This window comes from Schumannella sp. 10F1B-5-1 (assembly GCF_006517535.1).
Classification (GTDB): Bacteria; Actinomycetota; Actinomycetes; order Actinomycetales; family Microbacteriaceae; genus Schumannella.
Window position 1 is genome coordinate 239,966 of sequence record NZ_VHQH01000036.1, and the last position, 20,702, is coordinate 260,667.

At 73.4% G+C, this 20,702-nt stretch carries 17 protein-coding genes; 6 read left to right on the top strand and 11 right to left on the bottom strand.

All coding sequences use genetic code 11. The features are described 5' to 3' along the window. Window positions 1-120: 120 nt before the first annotated feature. From FJ658_RS06780 to FJ658_RS06800, 5 genes are all read right to left on the bottom strand, one after another. Window positions 121-393 carry a hypothetical protein gene (locus FJ658_RS06780; RefSeq protein ID WP_219995728.1) on the bottom strand — a complete coding sequence of 91 codons (273 nt, stop codon included), beginning with the start codon at window positions 391-393 and terminating at the stop codon, window positions 121-123. Continuing rightward, a complete protein-coding gene (locus tag FJ658_RS06785) occupies window positions 390-1,532 on the bottom strand; it encodes an inorganic phosphate transporter (RefSeq protein ID WP_141144603.1) in 1,143 nt (380 codons plus the stop codon). Before FJ658_RS06785 ends, FJ658_RS06780 begins: the two co-directional genes overlap by 4 nt. 86 nt (window positions 1,533-1,618) lie before the next feature. Next, entirely contained in the window at window positions 1,619-5,221 is a 3,603-nt protein-coding gene (locus tag FJ658_RS06790) for an SCO7613 C-terminal domain-containing membrane protein (RefSeq protein WP_141144604.1), read from the bottom strand. 365 nt (window positions 5,222-5,586) lie between these two features. Further along, window positions 5,587-5,997: a cupin domain-containing protein gene (locus tag FJ658_RS06795; RefSeq protein WP_181408351.1), complete on the bottom strand. Its 411-nt coding sequence runs from the start codon at window positions 5,995-5,997 to the stop codon at window positions 5,587-5,589. A gap of 67 nt (window positions 5,998-6,064) precedes the next feature. Next, window positions 6,065-6,577, bottom strand: coding sequence for a TetR/AcrR family transcriptional regulator (locus FJ658_RS06800; protein ID WP_141144606.1), 513 nt, complete (start codon window positions 6,575-6,577; stop codon window positions 6,065-6,067). Window positions 6,578-6,628: 51 nt separating this feature from the next. On the opposite strand from FJ658_RS06800, the gene FJ658_RS06805 reads away from it, so the two are divergent. Continuing rightward, window positions 6,629-8,182: an MFS transporter gene (locus FJ658_RS06805; RefSeq protein WP_181408352.1), complete on the top strand. Its 1,554-nt coding sequence runs from the start codon at window positions 6,629-6,631 to the stop codon at window positions 8,180-8,182. A gap of 59 nt (window positions 8,183-8,241) precedes the next feature. Here the strand turns inward: FJ658_RS06805 and FJ658_RS06810 are convergent, their stop codons facing one another. The 3 genes from FJ658_RS06810 to gabT are packed head-to-tail and all read right to left on the bottom strand — an operon-like array spanning window position 8,242 to window position 12,505. Next, the gene (locus FJ658_RS06810; RefSeq protein WP_141144607.1) at window positions 8,242-9,609 is read right to left on the bottom strand and encodes an NAD-dependent succinate-semialdehyde dehydrogenase; all 1,368 of its coding nucleotides are present in this window, start codon (window positions 9,607-9,609) and stop codon (window positions 8,242-8,244) included. Between the two features lie 33 nt (window positions 9,610-9,642). Further along, window positions 9,643-11,106, bottom strand: a complete 1,464-nt coding sequence (locus FJ658_RS06815; protein ID WP_141144608.1) for an NAD-dependent succinate-semialdehyde dehydrogenase — start codon at window positions 11,104-11,106, stop codon at window positions 9,643-9,645. Window positions 11,107-11,152: 46 nt separating this feature from the next. Beyond that, window positions 11,153-12,505, bottom strand: coding sequence for a 4-aminobutyrate--2-oxoglutarate transaminase (gabT, locus tag FJ658_RS06820; protein ID WP_141144609.1), 1,353 nt, complete (start codon window positions 12,503-12,505; stop codon window positions 11,153-11,155). 125 nt (window positions 12,506-12,630) lie between these two features. Between gabT and FJ658_RS06825 the strand changes: the two genes are divergently transcribed. Then, window positions 12,631-14,151 (top strand): PucR family transcriptional regulator, encoded by a 1,521-nt coding sequence (locus tag FJ658_RS06825; protein ID WP_181408353.1) that lies wholly within the window; start codon window positions 12,631-12,633, stop codon window positions 14,149-14,151. Between the two features lie 166 nt (window positions 14,152-14,317). Here FJ658_RS06825 and FJ658_RS06830 read toward each other — a convergent pair whose 3' ends face one another. Continuing rightward, window positions 14,318-14,962: a hypothetical protein gene (locus tag FJ658_RS06830; protein ID WP_141144611.1), complete on the bottom strand. Its 645-nt coding sequence runs from the start codon at window positions 14,960-14,962 to the stop codon at window positions 14,318-14,320. 255 nt (window positions 14,963-15,217) lie between these two features. On the opposite strand from FJ658_RS06830, the gene FJ658_RS06835 reads away from it, so the two are divergent. Further along, a complete protein-coding gene (locus FJ658_RS06835; RefSeq protein ID WP_141144612.1) occupies window positions 15,218-16,807 on the top strand; it encodes an ABC transporter permease in 1,590 nt (529 codons plus the stop codon). 61 nt (window positions 16,808-16,868) lie between these two features. Then, window positions 16,869-17,540, top strand: coding sequence for an ABC transporter ATP-binding protein (locus FJ658_RS06840; RefSeq protein WP_141144613.1), 672 nt, complete (start codon window positions 16,869-16,871; stop codon window positions 17,538-17,540). Between the two features lie 50 nt (window positions 17,541-17,590). On the opposite strand, the gene FJ658_RS06845 is transcribed toward FJ658_RS06840, so the two are convergent. Further along, a complete protein-coding gene (locus tag FJ658_RS06845) occupies window positions 17,591-18,238 on the bottom strand; it encodes a methylated-DNA--[protein]-cysteine S-methyltransferase (protein WP_141144614.1) in 648 nt (215 codons plus the stop codon). Beyond that, window positions 18,235-18,756, bottom strand: a complete 522-nt coding sequence (locus tag FJ658_RS06850) for an RNA polymerase sigma factor (protein ID WP_370454769.1) — start codon at window positions 18,754-18,756, stop codon at window positions 18,235-18,237. The genes FJ658_RS06845 and FJ658_RS06850 overlap by 4 nt, the downstream gene beginning before the upstream one ends. 129 nt (window positions 18,757-18,885) lie before the next feature. Between FJ658_RS06850 and FJ658_RS06855 the strand changes: the two genes are divergently transcribed. Beyond that, window positions 18,886-19,905 carry a permease gene (locus FJ658_RS06855; protein ID WP_370454775.1) on the top strand — a complete coding sequence of 340 codons (1,020 nt, stop codon included), beginning with the start codon at window positions 18,886-18,888 and terminating at the stop codon, window positions 19,903-19,905. Between the two features lie 7 nt (window positions 19,906-19,912). Continuing rightward, entirely contained in the window at window positions 19,913-20,689 is a 777-nt protein-coding gene (locus FJ658_RS06860) for a TIGR03943 family protein (RefSeq protein WP_181408354.1), read from the top strand. The last annotated feature ends 13 nt before the right edge of the window (window positions 20,690-20,702 follow it).

The following is a 20,702-nucleotide window of genomic DNA, read 5'->3' on the forward strand; positions in this document are numbered from 1 at the left end:
CGCCCAGCCGTGCGCCACGTCATCCGGCGGGAGTAGTCCGCTGAACGCCGCCCGGGAATCGGCTCAGCGGCCGGCGACGACCTGCCGCAGATCGGTTCGAGGGTCGTTTCGGGTCTCCCCTCAGTGGAAGAAGGGCACGATGAGCCAGACGCCGAACAGCACTCCGATGGCGCACAGCGCGAAGCAGATCACGGCACCGAGCCGCGGCAGCGCGGAGCCCGTCGAGGCGGTGCCAGAGCCCGATGCCGATCCGGCGCCTCCGAGGGAGTACAGCCGCACGCCCAGGGCGAACACCACCACCAGAGCCACCGAGGCGATGAGCGCCACGACGAAGACGGAGCCGAGCGCCGCCCAGTCGATCTGGATGCCTGCTTCCGACGCCGCCCGGATCATCCTCGTGCTCCCGCGCTCGCGCTCACCGGTTCCTCCTCGTCACGCACGTCGTCCGGCGAGACCGGCGCGCGGCGCGACAGCGCGACGAAGCCGAGCGTCGCCCCGATCGCGAGCACCGCCACGACCACCACGCCCACCGTGCCGATGCCCGAGAGCAGTGCGGCGAGAGCACCGACGATCGCGGCGGCCGGCAACGTGAAGACCCAGCCGGTCGCGATGCGGCCCACGACGCGCCAGCGCACGGCGGCCAGCTTGCGACCGAGCCCGGCGCCGATGACCGCGCCCGAGGTGACCTGCGTCGTCGAGAGGGCGAATCCGAGATGACTGGAAGCGAGGATCGTCGCCGCGGAGCTCGTCTCGGCGGCGAAACCCTGCGGAGTCTCCACCTTCGTGATGCGCGTTCCGACGGTCTTCATGATGCGCCAGCCGCCCAGGTAGGTGCCCAGGGCGATCGCCAGCCCGCATGCCGCGATCACCCAGAGCTGCGGGGCTGTGCCGCCGCGCTGATAGCCGGCGGCGACGAGTGTCAGCGTGATCACGCCCATGGTCTTCTGCGCGTCGTTCGTGCCGTGGGCGAGGGAGACGAGCGAGGCGGAGACCGTCTGCCCGACCTTGAAGCCGCGCTTGGCCCCCGGAATCTGCGCCTGCCGTGTGATGCGGTACGCGGCGAATGTCGCGAGCAACGCGATCACGGCCGCGATGATCGGCGACGCGAGCGCCGGGAGCACGACCTTCGAGACCAGCACGCCCCAGTCGATCGCGCCCGTTCCCGCCCCGATCAGGGCGGCGCCGATGAGTCCGCCGAACAGCGCGTGCGACGAGCTCGAGGGCAGCCCTAGCAGCCAGGTCGTCAGGTTCCAGAGCACGGCGCCGACGAGCCCGGCGAAGATCAGCACGGGCCCGACAGTCGTATCGCCGTCCTCGCGGATGATGCCGTTCGAGATGGTCGAGGCGACCTCGGTCGACAGGAATGCACCGACCAGATTGAGTACGGCGGAGATCAGCACCGCCATGCGCGGCGACAGCGCCCCGGTGGCGACGGAGGTCGCCATGGCGTTGGCGGTGTCGTGGAAGCCGTTCGTGAAATCGAAGGCGAGGGCGAGCACGATGACGAGGATCACGATGAGCAGCGGTTCCATGGCCGACGCCTTCCTGGCCCCCGTTCGGGGGACGGGGGGGATGCTACGGCCGCGGCGTGAACCCGCGGTGAACGGGCCGAATCGCCTCACCGCAGCTCGCGCAGCCGCGCCGCGACCCCGCCGCCCTGGTTCGTGCGGCGCTCCGAGCCGACCGCGATCGCGAGCAGCACCGCTCCCGCGGTCGCGAGCGTGATCCACCACGGCAGCGACTCGACTCCGCGGCCGAGCTGCGAGGCGAACACCACGACGTTCTCCAGCGGGAGCGCCGCGATGCCGAGCACGAAGGGCGAGCGCAGGCGCAGCGCGACGCCCGCGAGGATCGACACCAGCGCCACCGCGATCACGAAGATCGCGCGCCAGGTCTGCGGATCGGTGCCGGTCGCGACCACCGACGGCAGCATCGTGAGCACGAGCCCGGGTGCGATCAGGTGCGGCGAGCCGGAGAACCCGGCGGGCCACGAGCTCAGGGTCGGCGGCGTCGGCGCGGCGGGGCGCATCCCGGAGCGCAGCTCGATCACGAAGTGCACGGCGCCCGCCGCGAGCACGGCCAGGCCGAGCGGCAGCGAGAACCATTCGACGCGCAGGTCGCGCGGACTCCAGCCGACCACGCCGACCACCCACGCGATCGCGTAGACCGCGGCCGCCGGCGGCATGAGCGTGGTGATCGGCACCCGCCGCGTGCGCATCGCGATCGCCAGCACCAGGATCAGCAGCGCCATCATGAGCACCCAGAGCGTCCAGATCGCGAACCAGTCGCGACGCACCGCCGTCATCGGCCCGAGCGCCAGCATCAGCACGGGGGCGAGCAGCACCCAACGGGATGTCGCGATCGCCGCGTTGACGGTCGAGACGGCCGCGAGTGCGCGCGAGCTGCGGATCAGCGTCGCGCCGATCGCCGCGACGAGGAGGGCGCCGCCGAGCGCCAGGAGGAGCACCGGCACCATCACGGGCGCGCCCGCGACCGGAGCCGCGTCGACACCGAGCCCCCAGCGCATGCCCTGGACGGCCGCGCTCGCCGCCGCGACCCCCGACAGGGCGAGCACGGGCAGCTGGAGGCGCGCGAGGCGCCCGCGGAGTCCGCGACCCGGTCGCACGGCCGCGCCGATCGCGAGCAGCAGGGCGGAGGCGCCCAGGAGACCGATCGTGCGCCACGGCGCGAGAGCTCCCACTCCATTGCCGATCGTCACGAGCAGCACCAGGGTCGGCACGATCGCGCAGGCGAGGCCGGTGGCCGCGAGGGCGGCGCCCGCGCGCCGGCGCACGACGAGCAGGGTGCCGACGGCGAGAGCGCCCAGCGCCGGCGGGAGCAGGTACGGCTCGGGCACGTCGACCCCGGCGAGACCCCACACGCACCAGAGCGCGGCCGTCCAGCACCCCGCAGCGATCCACCATCCGGAGCGTCGACGGGCGAAGACCGACGACGCCGCGGCGCCTAGTCCGCCGATCAGCAGCACCAGGCACGCCGTGCCGAGGCCGGAGGCCTCGCGCACGAGAGCGAGCAGCACGGCGACCGCGCCGGTGACGTAGGTGGACAGCTCGATCGCGGCGCGCGCCGGCCGCAGCTGGGCCGCCGGCAGCCGCGCCTCGAGCAGCTGGCGGATCGACCCCGTGCCGCCCAGCACCGCCGCGACGAGCACGGCGATGATCGGCAGGGTCACGGGCGAGGCGCTCGTGGCGAGCACCTGAGCGCCGAGCGAGATGATCGCGACCGCCGCCGACGGGATCACGAGGGCCGCGGCGATCGCCCGCACCCCGAGCCCCGGGTCGCGGCGGCGCACGAGCAGCAGCGTCAGCGCGACTCCGCCGATCAGCGCCGTCGAGAGCGCCGTCCAGCCGGAGCGCTCGGTCAGCACCGTGCCGATGCCGATCAGGAACGGCACCGCGGTGACACCGAGCAGCGCGAACCACCACGAGGCCGGGATGCGCGGCAGCAGCGTCGCGACGAGCGAGACGACCGCCGCGGCCGAGGTGACGAGGCAGAGCAGCGCGAGCGTGCCCACCCCCGCGTCGCCGAGGCTCGAGGCGAGGATCGCCAGGGCGTAGGCGTAGCCGACGCCGACGTGCAGGGCCCGCAGCGGGGCGGGCACGGTGGCCGCGGCGAGACCGAGCACGACGATGGCGCCCGCGCCGGCGAGCTCGGGCAGCGCCGAGCCGGAGCGGTCGGCCCACGCCGCGCAGGCCGCGAGCAGCGCACCGAGATGCGCGAGGGCGATGAGCGGGGCACGGAGCGCCGGCCGGCGACGTCGGATCGCCGGGATCACGAGCAGGGCGATCGCGGCCGCGGCCGACACGGCCAGCAGCGCCCCGACCTGGGCGGCGAGCGGGAATCCCGTCCAGAGCGCGCCGGCGCCCAGCGCTCCGGCGCCGAGCCACGTGGAGACGGTCGTCAGCGGGCCGACGGCGGCGCCGGCTTCGGCGCGGGTGCGGGCCAGGAGCCGTGCGGTCACAGCGACGCCGAGGGCGACGGCGGCCAGGCCGATGACGGCCGCGAGACTCTCGGCGGGGGAGTAGATGCCGACGCGGTCCATCGTGCCAGCCACGTCGTCGGGACGGCTCGTGCCGAAGTCGAGACCGGCGGCGGAGACCGGGCCGAGCAGCGGCGTCGCCAGCTGCATCGCGGCGGCGAGGACGATCTGCAGAGCGGCGACGCCGAACGCCAGGAAGGCGCCGATGTCGAGCAGCCGCGCCCGGGCCACGACCCGCGACGGCGCCGCCGTCAGCAGCACCAGCGCGAGCGCGGCGGCGGCCGACACGAGCGCCAGGTAGGCGGCATCGACTCCCGGGCGCGTGCTGAACGGCGCGATCGCGAAAGAGCCGACCGTCAGCATCCCGGTCAGGAAGCTCCAGAAGCCGGGCAGCTGGGCGCGGCTCGCGACGGCGGCGAGAGCCGCGAGCGCCAGCAGGGTGCCGGCCACGACGGCGACCGCGTTCGCGGCCGTGCCCGCGCCCTCGAAGAACAGCAGCGCGAGGTTCGGCAGCACGCCGACGACGAGCAGCACCTGCACGACGGTCGCGGTCGTGCGGTCGGCCTCCATCGCGCCGAAGCGGCCCCGCAGCCGCGGCAGCGCCAGCAGCTGCCAGCCCGTCGCGAGCGCGAAGGCCGCCAGCTGAAGGCCGATGCGGCCGAGCGCCGGCGACACCGAGAACCCCCAGATCAGCGGAGCGACGACGATCGCGAGCATGCCGCTCCACAGCCAGGTGCGCAGGCGCAGCAGGGTTCCGATCGCGGCGAGCAGGATGCCGGCCGCGGCCGCCCCGACGGCGGCGGCCGCCCATCCGCCGAGACCCGTCGGCAGCAGCTGCGCGACCGCCCAGACGTCGAGGCCGACGAACACGACCCCGAGCGCGCCGATCGCCTCCGACGAGAAGGTCAGGTCTCGACGGCGCAGCAGCACCGCGCCCACGAGGAACACCGCCGTGGTGGCGCCGATGATCGCCGCCCGGGTGCCGAGGTCGGTGAGGTCGGGGTTGAGGAACGTGAAGACGAGCGCGGCGACCGCGACGAGTCCGGCGCCGGCGACGGCGAGCACCGACTGCACGCTGACGGTCGACTCGGGAGCGGGGACGACGGGCACCGGTCCGGCCGGGATCGGCGGGACGGGTGCGAGAGGCGGCGCGGCCGGCGGCCAGCCAGTGGCGAGCGGCGTGGATGCGGGCATCGGCGGGGCAGACATCGGCGGGGCGGGCATCGGCGGAGTGGGCTCGGGCACGAGCTGTGGGGTCGTGGCCGGGGTCGTCAGCACCCCGAGCGGCAGCGCATCGACGAGGCGCTGGCGCCGCCGCAGCGCGTCGGCCGCCTCGAGCGATGCCTGCCAGGCCGCATCCGCCTCGGGGCCCGCGAGCGCGACACCGCAGCTCGGGCAGACGCTGCCCGCCGGCAGGGGGGGGTGGAGCAGCGGGGGCAGGCGTTCGGGTCGAGCAGTCGATCGACCGTCGCCAGCGTCCAGGGAGCCGTCATGGATCGGAGTCTAGGAATGCTCGGCCGGGAATCCGACGGGGGCCGCCCGGACGTTCCCTGCACGCCGGGGAATGCTCAGCTCGCGCGGGCGAACCCTCAGGAACCCTCGGCCATGCGCGCGCGGAAGCCGGCCTGGTTGTGGCGCGGCAGGGTGCCCGGCTCGCCGAACATCAGCACGACCTCGGCGGCCTCGTCGAAGGGGTTGTGCGCCGAATGCGGCACGCCCGCGCGCACATAGGCCGCGTCGCCCGTGCCGAGGTCGTGGCCGACGCCGTCGATGTCGACCTCGAGCCGGCCGCGCACGACGAGGTAGAGCTCGTCGAGGTCGCGGTCGGTCGACTCGTCGTGCCGGTGCTCGCCTTCCGATGCGCCGGGCTCGAAGCGCCAGATCTGCACGCTCGGGCCGAGTCGGTTCTCGTCGGGGAAGTACCAGTCGACGCCGACCGGCTGGCCGCCGTCGTGCAGGGGGTAGGCGGCGTGCAGCTCGCCGCGGCGCTGGATGCTCACAGCGGGGTCTCCGATCGATCGCGTGTCCGGTGGTGAGGCGGTGCGGTGGTGAGGAGCGGATGCGGGGTCAGTGCGCGAGGCGCGCGACCAGCGCATCCATCATGGCGGCATCGACGCGCGCGAAGCCGCCGCCGCGCAATGCGCCGAAATAGAGGCCGTCGCTGACGAGCAGGATGATCTCCGCCTGCACCGGGTCGTCGACCACGCGGATGATCAGGTCGTGCCAGCTCTGCTCGGCCCGGCGCAGCGCGGCCTCGGCCGAGCCGCCGCCGAGGCGGGCGAGCGCGACCATGACCCGGTCGAGCTCGTTGTCGGTGTCGATCGACGAGCGCAGGAAGCGCTCGACGACGCCGTCGGGCTGCGCCTCGAGCTCGCGGATGTAGTCGGCGGTGAGGGTGTCGAGGTGGATGCCGATGGCATCCACCAGCGCGGCCTTGCCGGCGAAGTGGTGCAGCAGCCCGCCCTTCGACATGCCGGCGCGGCGGGCGATCGCGTCGAGCGTGAAGCCGCCCTCGCCGGATTCGGTCAGCAGGGCGACGGCGGCGTCGATCAGGTCGTCGCGGTGGGAGTCCCGGGGCACGCGACCATCCTACGCTGGCAAACTATACCGACCAGACGGTACAGTTTCAGCATGAGCACCACCGCACCGATCCACGTCGTCACGCCCGCCGACCCGGCCGACCCCGGCGACGCCCCGCGCACCGGTCGCCGCGGCTGGGCCGCGCTCGTCGTGCTCATGCTGCCGACGCTGCTCATCTCGATCGACAACACCGTGCTGAGCTTCGCGCTGCCGACCATCGCCCGCGACCTCGAGCCGACGGCGCAGGCGCAGTTGTGGATCGTCGACGCCTATCCGCTCGTGCTCGCCGGCCTGCTCATCGCCATGGGCAACCTCGGCGACCGCGTCGGCCGCCGCCGCATGCTGCTGATCGGCTCGAGCGGCTTCGCCGTCATCTCGGTGCTCGCCGCCTTCGCGCCGACCGCCGAGCTGCTCATCGCGGGCCGCATCCTGATGGGCCTCTTCGGCGCGATGATCATGCCGTCGACGCTGTCGATGCTGCGCTCGATCTTCCTGAACCGCGCCCAGCGCCGGCTCGCGATCGCGATCTGGGCCACCGGCTTCTCGCTCGGCTCGGCGATCGGCCCCATGGTCGGCGGTCTGCTGCTGCAGCACTTCTTCTGGGGCTCGGTGTTCCTCATCGCGGTGCCCGTGCTCATCCCGCTGCTCGTGCTCGCGCCCCTGCTGGTGCCCGAGAGCCGCGACCCGAACCCCGGCCCCGTGGATGCGATCGCCATCGCCCTCTCGGTGCTGACGATCGCCCCGCTGGTCGGCGCCGTGAAGACGCTCGCGACCGGGGGAGCGCCCTGGCTCGTGGCGCTGCTCGCGGTCGTCGGCGTGGTCAGCGGAGTGCTGCTGGTGCGCCGTCTGCTCGGCAGCCGGGCGCCGATGCTCGACGTGCGGCTGTTCCGCCGCGGCGCGTTCTCGGGCGCGATCCTCATCAACCTGGCGTCGGTCATCGCACTCGTCGGGCTGCTGTTCTTCGTGACCCAGCACCTGCAGCTCGTGGTGGGGCTCGACGCCTTCAGCTCGGCGCTCGTGCTCGCGCCCGGCGTGCTCGCGCTGATCGTGTTCAGCTTCGTCGCCGTGCGGCTGGTGAAGCGCATCCGCCCCGGCTACGTCATCGCGGCGTCGGTGCTGGCCGCCGGGCTCGGCTATCTCACGCTCGGCCTCGGCGGCTCGGGCGTGAGCGTGCTGCAGATCGCGATCGCCTTCGTGCTCGTCGGCGCCGGCATCGGCGCGGCCGAGACGCTGTCGAACGACCTCGTGATCGCGAGCGCCCCGGCCGACAAGGCGGGCGCGGCGGCGGGAGTCTCCGAGACGGCGTACGAGCTGGGTGCCGTGCTGGGCACGACGATCCTCGGCGGGCTCGTGACCGCGCTCTACCGCGCCAACCTCGAACTGCCCGACGGCCTCGGGGCGGCCCAGGCCGGGTCGGCGCGCGAGACGCTGGGCGGGGCCATCCACGTCGCCGACGGCCTGCCGGCCGAGCTGGGGCATGCGCTGCGCGAGGCCGCTCGCGCCGCCTTCGATCTCGGGGTCATGTCGACGGCGTTCGCCGGGGCCGCGCTCATGCTGCTGGCCGCGACGCTCGCGCTCGTGACGCTGCGCCGCGCCCGCGCCTGACGATGAGGGGCCCGACGCGCATCCTGCGCGCCGGGCCCCTCGGGTGTCAGAGCCTCAGCTCACTCCGGCAGGCGGATCATCTTGCGGTTGAGGAACTCGCCGATGCCCACCGCGCCGAGCTCGCGGCCCGTGCCGGACTGCTTCACGCCGCCGAAGGGCAGCTCGGCCGCCTCGGCGCCGACGACGTTGATGAACACCATGCCCGACTCGATGCGATCGGCGACGCGCAGCGCCTGCTCCTCGTCGGGGGTGAAGACGTAGGAGCCCAGCCCGAAGTCGGTTCCGTTCGCGACCTCGATCGCCTCGTCCTCCGAGTGCACGCGGTAGAGCGACGCGACCGGTCCGAAGAACTCCTCGCCGAAGGCGGGGTTGGCGCGGTCGATGTCGGCCAGCACGCCCGGGAAGAACTGGGTGCCCTGGCGCGGCTGCGGCTCGAGCAGCGCGGTGGCGCCGTTCTCGATCGCCCGCTTGACCTGGCCGTCGAGGCGCTCGGCGGCGGCCTCCGACGAGAGCGGTCCGAGCTCGGTGTCGTCGGAGGTCGGGTCGCCGGGGGCGATCTGCCCGATCGCGGCCGTGAACTTCTCGGCGAAGGCGTCGTAGAGCGAGTCGATCACGATGAAGCGCTTGGCCGCGTTGCACGACTGGCCGCCGTTGTCGAGGCGACCGGCGACGGCGGCCTCGACCGTGGCATCCAGGTCGTCGCTGCCGAGCACGATGAACGGGTCGGAGCCGCCGAGCTCGAGCGCGACCTTCTTGAGGTGGCGGCCCGCGATCTCGGCGACGGCCGCGCCGGCGCGCTCGGAGCCGGTCAGCGAGACGCCGCGCACACGGCGGTCGGCGATGATCGGCTCGATCTGGTCGGTCGACGCGAAGATGTTGACGTAGGCGTTCACCGGGATGCCGGCCTCGTGGAAGATCTGCTCCTGCACGAGCGCCGAGTCGGGGCACTGCGGGGCGTGCTTGAGCAGGATCGGGTTGCCCACGATCAGGTTCGGTCCGGCGAAGCGGGCGACCTGGTAGTAGGGGAAGTTCCACGGCATGATGCCGAGCAGCGGCCCGAGCGGGGCCTTGCGCAGCAGGGCTCGGCCGCCCTCGACCGCGATCGGCTCGTCGGCGAGCAGCGCCTCGGCGTTGTCGGCGTAGTACTGGTAGATCGCCGCGGCGAACTCGACCTCGCCGACCGCCTGCGGGCGGGGCTTGCCCATCTCGCGGGTGATGATCGCGGCGAGCTCGTCGACGCGGGCCAGGTGGATCTCGGCCACCTTCGCGATCGCGGCGGCGCGGTCGGCGACGGTGGTCTCGCGCGCCCAGCTGTGCCAGGCGTCATCCACCTTCGCGATCGCGGCCTGCACCTCCTGGTCGCTCGCGAAGGGCACCTCGGTGCCGGTCTGCCCGGTGAAGGGGTCGACGACGGTGAATCCGGTCACGTTCTCTCCTTGCGCTGGTGGTAGGTGGTGCACTCAGGATGCGGGGATCAGCGTGTACTTCGTCTCGAGGTACTCGTGGATGCCCTCGGCGCCGCCCTCGCGGCCCATGCCCGACTGCTTGACGCCGCCGAAGGGCGCCGAGGCGTTCGAGACGAGGCCCGTGTTGAGACCCATCATGCCGGTGTCGATGCTGGCGATGAGGCGGTGGCCGCGCGCGACGTCCTGCGTGAAGGCGTAGCCGACGAGGCCGTACTCGGTGCTGTTGGCGATGCGCACCGCCTCGTCCTCGTCGCGGAAGGTGATGATGCCGAGCAGCGGGGCGAAGATCTCCTCGGTCAGCATGCGGGCGTCCTTCGCGAGGCCCGTCACGACGGTCGGCTCGAAGAAGGTGCCCTCGCCCTCGACGGCCTTGCCGCCGGTGAGCACGGTGGCTCCCTTGGCGACCGCGTCGTCGATCAGCTCGGCGCTGTTCTTCACGGCCTTGTCGTCGATCAGGGGTCCGATGTTGACGCCGTCCTCGGTGCCGCGGCCGACCTTCATGGCGGCGACGCGGTCGCGCAGGCGCGTGGCGAACTCGTCGGCGACCGACTCGTGCACGATGAAGCGGTTCGCGGCCGTGCAGGCCTGGCCGATGTTGCGGAACTTCGCGAGCAGGGCGCCCTCGACCGCCTTGTCGAGATCCGCATCCTCGAACACCAGGAACGGGGCGTTGCCGCCGAGCTCCATCGAGGTGCGCAGCACGTTGTCGGCGGCCTGCTTGAGCAGCTGCACGCCGACCGGGGTCGAGCCGGTGAAGCTGAGCTTGCGCAGACGCGGGTCGGCGATGATCGGCGCCGAGATCTCGCGCGAGCGGTCGCTCGAGATGACGTTGACGACGCCCGCGGGCACGCCGGCGTCGATCAGCAGCTGCGCGAACAGCTGCGTGGTCAGCGGGGTCAGCGCGGCGGGCTTGATGACGACCGTGCAGCCGGCGGCGAGGGCCGGGGCGATCTTGCGCGTCGCCATCGCGAGCGGGAAGTTCCACGGCGTGATGAGGAACGCGGGACCGACCGGGCGGTGCGACACGACGGTGGTGCCGGTGCCCTCGGGGTTGAGGCCGTAGCGGCCCGTGATGCGCACGGCCTCCTCGCTGAACCAGCGCAGGAACTCGCCGCCGTAGGTGACCTCGCCGTCGGCCTCGGCCAGCGGCTTGCCCATCTCGAGCGTCATGACGAGCGCGAAGTCGGCGCGGCGCTCCTGCAGCAGCTCCCACGCCTTGCGCAGGATCTCGCCGCGCTTGCGGGGTGCCGTGGCGGCCCATGCGTCCTGAGCGGCGACCGCCGCATTCAGGGCTCGGATGCCGTCGGCGGCCGTCGCGGCCTGCAGCTCGGCGAGCACCTCGTTCGTCGCCGGGTCGTGCACGGCGAAGGTGCGGCCTTCGCTCGAGTCGACCCACTCGCCGCCGATGAGGAGGCCGGTGGGGATGCTGTCGATGAGCTGGCGCTCGCGGTCGTTCACGTCGATGTGCTCCTTCGGGAGAGGTGGATGAAGAGGGATGCGGTCGTCAGGCCCGTGCGAGCGCCGCGATCACGACGTCGAGGCCCTCGCCGAGCAGCTCGTCGCTGATCGCGAGCGACGGCAGGAAGCGCACGACGTTGCCGTAGGTGCCGCAGGTGAGCAGCACGACGCCGTCGGCGTGGGCGGCGGCCGCGACGCGAGAGGTGAGGCCCGCATCCGGCTCGCCCGTGGCGGGGTCGACGAGCTCGATCGCCATCATGGCGCCGCGTCCGCGCACCTCGGCGATGCGCGGGTCGGCGGCGGCCGCGAACTTCTCGCGGATGATCTCCTCGATGCGGCGGGCGCGGGCGAGCAGGTCGCCCTGCTCGTAGAGCTCGATCGCGGCGAGGGCCGCGGCGCAGGCGAGCGGGTTGCCGGTGTAGGTGCCGCCCAGGCCGCCCGCGTGCGGCGCATCCATGATCTCGGCGCGGCCGGTGATCGCCGAGAGCGGCAGGCCGCCCGCGATGCCCTTCGCCGTGACGACCAGGTCGGGCACGATGCCCTCGTGCTCGCTGGCGAACATGTCGCCCGTGCGGCCGAAGCCCGACTGCACCTCGTCGGCGATGAAGACGACGTCGTTGGCGTTCGCCCACGCGACGAGCGCCGGAAGGAAACCCTCGGCCGGCACGATGAAGCCGCCCTCGCCGAGGATGGGCTCGATGATGATGGCGGCCAGGTTGGCGGCGCCGATCTGCTTCTCGATCTGCGTGATCGCGATCTTCGCCGCCTCGGCGCCGGTCAGGCCGCCATCGCGCAGCGGGTAGCTGAGCGGGGCGCGGTAGACCTCGGGTGCGAAGGGGCCGAAGCCGCTCTTGTAGGGCATCGACTTGGCGGTGAGCGCCATCGTCAGGTTCGTGCGGCCGTGGTAGGCGTGGTCGAAGGCGACGACGGCCTGCTTGCCGGTGTACGAGCGGGCGACCTTGATCGCGTTCTCGACGGCCTCGGCGCCGGAGTTGAAGAGCGCGCTGCGCTTGGCGTGGTCGCCGGGGGTGAGGCGGTTGAGCGCCTCGGCGACCTCGACGTAGCCCTCGTAGCCGGTGATCGTGAAGCAGGTGTGGGTGAAGGCGTTGACCTGCGCGGTCACGGCCGCGGCGACCTCGGGGGCGGAGTTGCCGACGGTCGTGACGGCGATGCCCGAGCCGAGGTCGATGAGCGAGTTGCCGTCGGCGTCGACCACGACGCCGCCGCCGGCGGCCGTGATGTAGACGGGCAGCGTGACCCCGACGCCGTTCGCGACGGCGGCCTGCTTGCGGGCGTGGATCTCGCGCGAGCGAGGACCGGGGATCTCGGTGACGAGACGGCGCTCCTGGGGGAGTCCGGGGCCTCCGACGGTGGATGCGGTGGTGTCGACGAGCGTCATGCGCGGGCCTTCCTCGGGGTGGTGTTGCTGTCACGCTAGGCCGCGCCCGCCGGGGATGCGATGGACGACTCGGCAGATTCACCGCATCCTCTGCCGAAACGGCAGGCTGGGGCTACAGTGTGCCCATGCCGGTGACCATCGACGATCTGCTGCGCGAACGCGATCTCGGTCTCACCGCGCTCGTGCGCGGTGTCGAGCCGGCCGAGGGCGTCGGCTGGGCCTCGAGCAGCGACCTCGCCGACCCGACGCCCTTCCTGGCCGGACGCCAGCTCGTGCTCACGACCGGCAGCCAGTTCGCGGGCGACGCGGTCGACGACGACGCCTACTCCGCCTATGTCGCGCGCCTCGCCGACGTCGGCGTCGTCGGCATCGGCTTCGGCACCGAGGTCGTGCGCGAGGGCACGCCCGAAGGACTCGTGGCCGCCTGCCGCGCGCACGGGCTCACCCTGCTCGAGGTGCCGTATCGCACGCCGTTCCTCGCTGTGATCCGCTTCGTCGCGGCGCGCATCGAGCGCGAGGCGCGCGCCCGCGACGAATGGGCGCTCGCGGCGCAGCGGGCGATCTCGGGCGCCGCGCTCGGCGTGGGCGGGGCGGCGGCCGCGCTCGACGAGCTGGCGCGGCGGCTCGAGGCGCGCATCCTGTTCTACGACGAGTCCGGGGCCGTGCGCTCCCGCCACCCGCGGTCGGAGGAGCCGCGCGGCGACGCCGCCGCCGCTCTCGAGACGTCGGTCGGCGCCGAGGCGGCCCGGCTGCTGGCCGCGGGCCGTCGCGCGGGCAGCGAGCTCGACGTCGGCGACCGGCACGTCTGGTTCCAGACCCTCGGCGCCGGCGGGCGGCTCGACGGCGTGCTCGCCGGGGTCGCGGCGACCGCGCCCGATCGCTCGGGCCGGGCCGTCGTCGCCGGGGCGGTCGCGCTCACCGAGGTCTCGGCGGGGGCGGCACGCGAGGCCGTGCGCCTGGCGCGGGCCGTGCGCCGCCGTGCGCTGTCGGCGCTGCTCGCCGGTCGGCGCGACGACGCCGTCGAGCTGCTGGCCGAGCTCGGCGCCACGGTGCCCGCGGGCGCCGTCACCGTCGTGGTCGCCCGGCTCGCCGCCGACCCGGCGCGCACGCCTCGGCTCGATCGCGCCTTCGCCGCGCTCGGCGACGCGCTCGCGGCCGAGATCGACGGACGCCTCGTGCTGGTGGCCGAGCGGCTGCGCGCCGAGGCGCTGGCCGAGCGTCTGGCCGAGCTCGGGGCTGCGGTCGGCACGGCCGCCCAGCTCGGCGTCGATGCTCTCGAAGCCGGCGCCGCGCGGGCGGGGTCAGCGGCGCGGCGCGCGGCCGCCGGTCAGATCGTCGACTGGGGCGGGCTGCCGGCCGAGCCGCTCGGGCTCGCGATCGCCGGCGGCGGTCTGCGCGAGCTCGCGGCGGCGCGCCTCGGGCCGCTCGAAGACGATCCGGCGGCGGCTGAGCTGCTGCGCTGCGCGCGCGTCTGGCTGGAGCACAACGGCGCGTGGGATGCGGCGGCGCGCGAGCTCGGCATCCACCGGCACAGCCTGCGCGATCGCATCACCAAGCTCGAGCAGCGGCTCGGGGTCGACCTGGCGCGCTTCGACGCGCGGGCCGAGCTGTGGATGCTGCTGCGGGCGCGGGAGGCGGCTCAGTAGCCGTCGCGCGCGAGGGCGACCATGGCGCGGATCGCGCCGATCGCCGTCAGCAGGGTGGCGACGCCGATGATGCCGGCCAGCACGTGGACCATGAGGACCTCCTGGTTCGCGGGCCGCGCGGGTTCGCGGCAGCACGATCCCAGATTACCGGGCGCCGGGGCGTCGGTCAGACCTGGGCGTCGGGGTTCTCGGCCCACTCGGCCATGACGCGCCGCTCGGCCGCCTGGATGTCGAGCTCGCTCAGATCGACCTCGACGAAGGCGCGGATGCGCGACTCGCGGTCGCGCAGATAGCTCGCGTCGTGCGGCGACGGCAGCTCGGCGAGCCGCCGATCGAGCGCCTGCGACACCTCGAGCCAGGCCTCGGAGCGCGCCTCCTCGATCAGCGCATCCAGGGCCTCGGTGTCGTCGGCGACGGTCGCGAGCGCGTTGGCGAGCAGCCGCAGCACCTGCGGTCCGCGGCGGTGCTGCTCGTCGCGTTCGACGACCTTGCCGCCGGGGAACCGCCGGCGCGGCTTGTCCCCCTGCTCCTCGGCCCGGTGGTCCGACTCCATGCGCTGCGCCGCCGACACGTTGTGGCGCGCGAGCAGCAGGTACTCCTCGCGCGCGCCGAGCAGCAGCACGGCGTGGTCGTAGTCGCGGCGGTCGCGCAGCGCGGCCACGATCAGCAGGTTCTTGACGGCCATCCGCACGGCCGAGCGGGCGAGCAACAGGCCGTCGGAGATGACCTGGTCGAGCGGCGTCGGCGGCAGCGGCGCCGGCGGCTCGAAGGTGCCGAGGTCGGCGCGACGTCGGCGGCGGAACCAGGCCATCGTCACTCCTCTCGAACCCGCGCGGCGATGCGTGCTTCCAGGCTAGTGGCGGCCGCTGCGCGCCGGCGCATAGCTCCGTCATAGCGGTCCCGAGCATTCCCCCAGCCGGGCATAGGGATGCCATAGCGAGCATCCCTACGGTCCGAACCGGGAGCACAGCGCTCCGCATCGCATCCGGCGTCCGCGCCGGTGTCCGTCTCCGCCTCGGCGGCCCCAGCACGGGGTCGGCGACGAGCGGCCCCACAGAGGAGACCCATGTTCGGCAGGTACCTGCGCCGCGAGCTCGGCAACCGGCGGCGGCAGACCGTCATCATCGCGATCGGCATGGCGCTCGCCGTGGCCCTCGTGATCGTCGTGAACGCGGTCTCGGCCGGCGTCAAGGACGCCCAGGCCCAGGCTCTCGCCTCGGTCTACGGCGTCGGCACCGACATCACCGTGACCTCGACGCCGCAGCGCCCCGACGGCACCACCGGCCAGGGAGGACCGCAGCAGTTCGACTTCGGCGCCCAGGACGGCTCGACCTCGACGGATGGTGAGACGCAGGAGGTGAACCAGTCGCGGCTCGAGGTGGCCCGCGGCAGCGGCACCCTCACCGCGGCGAACCTCGCGACCGTCGCCAAGACCGACGGCGTCGCCTCGGCGACCGGAGTGCTCTCGCTGACGAATTCGACGTTCTCGGGCACCCTGCCCACCTTCACCCAGGGGCAGGACGGCACCCAGGGCGGCTTCGCCGGTCCCGGTCAGAGCAGCGACAGCGGCTCGACCGACTCGGCCCCCACGGGCGGCGCCGACGGCGCAGGCGGCAGCTCCTTCGGCATCGAGTCGTTCACGGTGCTGGGCGTCGACCCCACGGCGGATGCGGTGGGCCCGCTCTCGGCCGTGACCCTGAGCGACGGCGTCGGCCTCGACAAGAGCGACGTCGGCAAGGACGTGGCCGTGCTCGACAGCAGCTACGCCACGACCGAGGACCTCGCGGTCGGCGACACGATCACGCTCGCCGACACCGACTTCGAGATCGTCGGCATCGTCGCGTCGACCGACTCCTCGTCGGAGACCGCCGCGAACGTCTACATCCCGCTCGACGTCGCGCAGACGCTCAGCGGCGAAGAGGACGCGCTGACCAGCATCTACGTCAGCGCCGACTCGGCCGATGACATCGACGCCGTGCAGACCGCGCTGGAGAAGAAGCTCGAGAACACGACCGTCAGCACCCAGGCCGACCTGGCATCCACCGTCTCGGGATCGCTCTCGAGCGCGGGCAGCCTGGTTGCGAACCTCGGCACCTGGCTGTCGATCCTGGTGCTCGCCGCGGCGTTCCTCATCGCGATCCTGTTCACGATCTCGGGCGTCACCCGCCGCACCCGCGAGTTCGGCACCCTCAAGGCGATCGGCTGGTCGAACCGCCGCATCGTGGGACAGGTCGCGGGCGAGAGCCTCGTGCAGGGTCTCATCGGCGGCGCCGTGGGCGCGGTCGTCGGCCTCGCCGGGGTGCTGATCGTGAACCTCGTCGCGCCGACGCTGAGCGCCTCGGTCGGGTCCACCGGCGGTCGCATGGGCGGCGGCACGGATGCGGCGGCCGGTGCGGCTCCCACGGCGGCGGCCAGCGCGGCGGCCGGCGACGGCACGGGCCAGGCGGCCGGCGGCTTCGGCGGCGGAGGCCCGGGCTTCGGCGGCGGCGCCTCGACCTCGAGCACGACCGACATCGCCCTGCACGCCCCGATCACCCTGTGGATCATCGCCGCGGCCGTCGGCCTGGCCCTGCTCGGCGGACTGCTCGCCGGCGCGATCGGCGGATGGCGGGCCTCGCGCCTGCGCCCGGCCGAGGCGCTGCGCTCGGTGGCCTGAGCCGGCCGCCCGGCACCGCATCCCGAACCCGATCTCACGACCCTCCCGAACGGAGAACGACATGTACCAGCTGACCGACGTGAGCCGCGTCTACAAGCAGAAGAACCGCACGGTGACGGCGCTGAAAGACGTCACCCTGACCATCCCCGACGGCCAGATGGTCGCCATCCAGGGCCCGACCGGCGGCGGCAAGTCGACGCTGCTGCAGATGCTCGGCGCGCTCGACCGGCCGACGAACGGCGCGATCGAGCTCGACGGCACGGTGCTGACGAAGCTCGGCGACGCCAAGCTCGGCTCGGTGCGCGGCAGCGATATCGGCATCGTGTTCCAGGGCTTCAACCTCATCCCGACGCTCACCGCGCAGGAGAACGTCGAGACGGCGCTCGTGCCGCAGAAGGCGCCCGCCGCCGAGCGCGCCCAGCGCGCCCGCGCCGCGCTCGAGTCGGTCGGCCTCGGCGAGCGCGCCGAGCACCTGCCGGGCGAGCTCTCGGGCGGGCAGCAGCAGCGCGTGGCGATCGCCCGCGCGCTCGTGAAGGAGCCGCGCGTGCTGCTCGCGGACGAGCCCACGGGCAACCTCGACGAGGAGACGCGCGACGAGATCATGGAGCTGCTCGAGGGGCTGTGGCGCGACCGCGGGCTGACGCTCATCATCGTCACGCACGACTCGGCCGTGGCCCGGCGCGCGCAGCGTCGCCTGCACATCAAACAGGGGCACGTGCGCGAGGTGGCGTGAGCTGGTGAGGGCTGCCTGACGAGTGGGGCCCGGGGCGCCCGCCCGCGCGATCAGTCGCGCGGGCGGGCGCCCTCGAACGCGAGCAGCGCCGTCTTGGCCTCGGTTCCGCCGAGGTACTGCCCGATCGTGCCGTCGGCGCGCACGACCCGGTGGCAGGGCACGACGATCGGCAGCGGGTTGGTCGCGCAGGCCGTGCCGACCGCGCGCACGGCCTTCGGGCTCCCTGTCGCGAGGGCGACCTCGGCGTAGCTCTCGGTGCTGCCGAAGGGGATGCGCGGCAGGTGCTCGACGACCGCCCGGCGGAACCCGGCGGTCAGCCGCAGGTCGAGCGGCAGCTCGAAGGAGCGGCGTCGCCCGGCGAAGTACTCGTCGAGCTGATGGGCGGCGCCGTCGGTGCGGGCGGGGCTGCGCAGGATGCGCGGACTCAGCTTCTCGGCCAGCGACGCCAGCACCCGATCGTGGTCCTCGCGGGCGAAGGCCACGCGCACCAGCCCGGCCGGGGTCGCCGCGAGCAGCAGCGATCCGTAGGGCGAGTCGATCTCGCGGTACGCGACCTCGTCGAGTCCCTCGGCGGCGGCGGCGCGCTCGAGGCGCGTGTGCAAGGCCGCGAGCCGGGCGGCCGAGGCCGCGTCGGCCTCGGCGTCGGCGGACGGGATGCGCAGCGCATCCATCAGGTCGTCGTCCAGAGCGTCGTTCATCGCGTCTCTCCTCTGCTCGTGCCTGTCGCGCCGAGTCGGGCGCGCAGGGCTCTCACTCCGTCGGAGGCCGCCTTGCGCGCGGCGGCGCTCGTGCCGCCGATCACGCGGGCGACCTCGTCGTGGGGGAGACCGACCAGGTGGTGGTAGGCCACCGCCTGGCGCTGCCGCTCGGGCAGCCCCGCGACCGCGCGCAGCAGATCGAGGTCGCCGAGCGGGCCGTTCTGAAGCGGCGCCGGCCGGTCGGCGATCTCGTCCATCGGCACGGCCCGCCGGACCCGCGCCCGGATGAGGTCGACGCAGCGCCGGTGCGCGATCGTCACGAGCCAGGCCTCGACGTTCGCGTCGCGGTCCAGCTCGGGATAGCCGCGCAGCGCCGCCAGGAACGTCTCGCTCCAGGCGTCGTCGGCGTCGTCGACGCCCACGATCGCGCGGCACACGCGCAGCACGGTCGGCCCGTGCCGCTGCACGATCACCTCGAACGGCTGGATGCCCAGCCCGGCTCTCTCGGTCACTCCCACACCCGGTAGTCGTCGGCGGCCGCCGGGATGTGAGGTCCCACCGCGATTCGAGGTCGCATCCCGATCAGCGTGCCACGCGGCGTCCTCAGCCGACAGCTCGCACCCGTCGCCTACCCTGGCCGGGTGGTCCTGACGCGCGAGCCGGCGATCGCGCCCGCGCGGCGTCGTTCGCGCTGGCGCCCGGTGCTCGTGCTCGGCGCGGTGCTGCTCGTGCTGGTCGGCCTGCGCATCGCGACCTCGGGCGGCACGGTCAGCCTGACGAACGCCGTGCAGGACTTCGTGACGCTCTCGCTCAGCGTCGTGATCGAGTCGCTGCCCTTCGTGATCCTCGGCGTGCTGATCTCGACCGTCGTGCAGCTCTGGGTTCCGGACCGCTGGTTCTTCGCGATCCTGCCGCGCAACGGCGTGCTGCGACGCGGCGTGCTGTCGCTGCTCGGCGTGCTGCTGCCGGTGTGCGAGTGCGGCAACGTGCCCCTCGCCCGTGGCCTCGTGGTGCGGGGGCTGAGCGTGCCCGAGGCGATGACCTTCCTGCTCGCGGCGCCCATCCTGAACCCGATCACGATCGTCACGACCGTGCAGGCCTTCGGCTGGGGCGACGGGATCGTCGTGTGGCGCATCCTCGGCGGCTTCCTCATCGCCAACTTCGTCGGTTGGCTGCTCACCCGCCACCCGCATCCGGATGCGATGCTCACGCCCGACTTCCAGGCCGCCTGCGCCGCGCACGCGCACGACGCCGACGATCGCACGCACCGCCTCAGCCGCGGCGCCCGCATGGTGACGGCCGAGATGAGCGCGGTGCTGCCGGCGCTGTTCGTCGGCTCGGCGCTGGCCGGACTCATCCAGGTCGCGATCTCGCGCGAGGTGCTCGTCGGGCTCGGCGGCGACCCGGTGCTCAGCGTGCTGGCGCTCATGGCGCTCGCCTTCGTCGTGGCGATGTGCTCGAACGTCGACGCCTTCTTCGTGCTCTCGCTCGGGTCGACCTTCTCGCCCGGTGCGATCGTCGCGTTCCTCGTCTTCGGACCGATGATCGACGTGAAGATGCTCGCGCTCATGCGCACGACCTTCACGGCGCGCACGCTGCTCATCGTGACGGGCGTCGTGGCGCTGTTCGTCGCCGCTCTCGGATTGGGGCTGAACCTTGCGCGCTGACCGTCTCGTGGCCCGCTGGATCGGACCGCTGCTCGCCCTCGTCGCCGTCGTCGCGACGCTGTGGCTGGCCGCGACCGGCAAGCTGTCGCTCTACATCCACCCGCGCTACACGGTGTTCGCGGTCGTGATGGCCGTGCTGGGCGGCGTCGCGGTGCTCGGCGGCTGCGTCGTGATGCTGCGTCGAGATGCGCGCCCGCACCACCATGAGGGTGAGCACACCCACGCCCACGACGCCGACGAGATCGGCCCCGGCCTCCTGCGGCGCCCGCGCCTGCTGCGCTCGCTCACGGTCGGGCGCGTGCTGATCGTCGTCGGCGCGCTCACGGCGCTGCTCGTGCTGCCTCCGGCGGCACTGACCTCGGCGACCGCACAGAGCCGCGCGCTCGCGACCTCGGCCGACGCGCTGACCGCCGGATCCCCGCAGCTCGTCGGCGGCGACACCTCGCAGTTCTCGGTCAAGGACTGGGCGTCGCTGCTGCGCTCGGGCGGCGAGAGCGCCGTGGCGGGCAAGACCGTCGAGGTCAGCGGGTACCTGCTCGACAACGGCGACGCGGACGTCGTCTACGTGGCCCGGCTGATGGTCACCTGCTGCGCCGTCGACGCGCAGCCGGTCGGCATCCCCGTCTACCTGCCCGACTGGGCGAAGGACCACAAGGTCAACAGCTGGGTGAAGCTGACGGGCCGGTTCCAGCAGAACCCGAGCGGCTCCGGCGCCGTGCCGGTCGTGGTCGTGCCCGCCGAGCTCGCGTCGATCGCCGAGCCCGACCAGCCCTACGTCTACTGAGTCCGCCGACCGA

What these genes read in the sequence shown, in the direction of transcription:
- FJ658_RS06780 (WP_219995728.1), bottom strand. Translation starts at nt 393, where the DNA reads ATGATCCGGGCGGCGTCGGAAGCAGGCATCCAGATCGACTGGGCGGCG.
- FJ658_RS06785 (WP_141144603.1), bottom strand. Translation starts at nt 1,532, where the DNA reads ATGGAACCGCTGCTCATCGTGATCCTCGTCATCGTGCTCGCCCTCGCC.
- FJ658_RS06790 (WP_141144604.1), bottom strand. Translation starts at nt 5,221, where the DNA reads ATGCCCGCCCCGCCGATGTCTGCCCCGCCGATGCCCGCATCCACGCCG.
- FJ658_RS06805 (WP_181408352.1), top strand. Translation starts at nt 6,629, where the DNA reads ATGAGCACCACCGCACCGATCCACGTCGTCACGCCCGCCGACCCGGCC.
- gabT (WP_141144609.1), bottom strand. Translation starts at nt 12,505, where the DNA reads ATGACGCTCGTCGACACCACCGCATCCACCGTCGGAGGCCCCGGACTC.
- FJ658_RS06825 (WP_181408353.1), top strand. Translation starts at nt 12,631, where the DNA reads ATGCCGGTGACCATCGACGATCTGCTGCGCGAACGCGATCTCGGTCTC.
- FJ658_RS06830 (WP_141144611.1), bottom strand. Translation starts at nt 14,962, where the DNA reads ATGGCCTGGTTCCGCCGCCGACGTCGCGCCGACCTCGGCACCTTCGAG.
- FJ658_RS06835 (WP_141144612.1), top strand. Translation starts at nt 15,218, where the DNA reads ATGTTCGGCAGGTACCTGCGCCGCGAGCTCGGCAACCGGCGGCGGCAG.
- FJ658_RS06840 (WP_141144613.1), top strand. Translation starts at nt 16,869, where the DNA reads ATGTACCAGCTGACCGACGTGAGCCGCGTCTACAAGCAGAAGAACCGC.
- FJ658_RS06845 (WP_141144614.1), bottom strand. Translation starts at nt 18,238, where the DNA reads ATGAACGACGCTCTGGACGACGACCTGATGGATGCGCTGCGCATCCCG.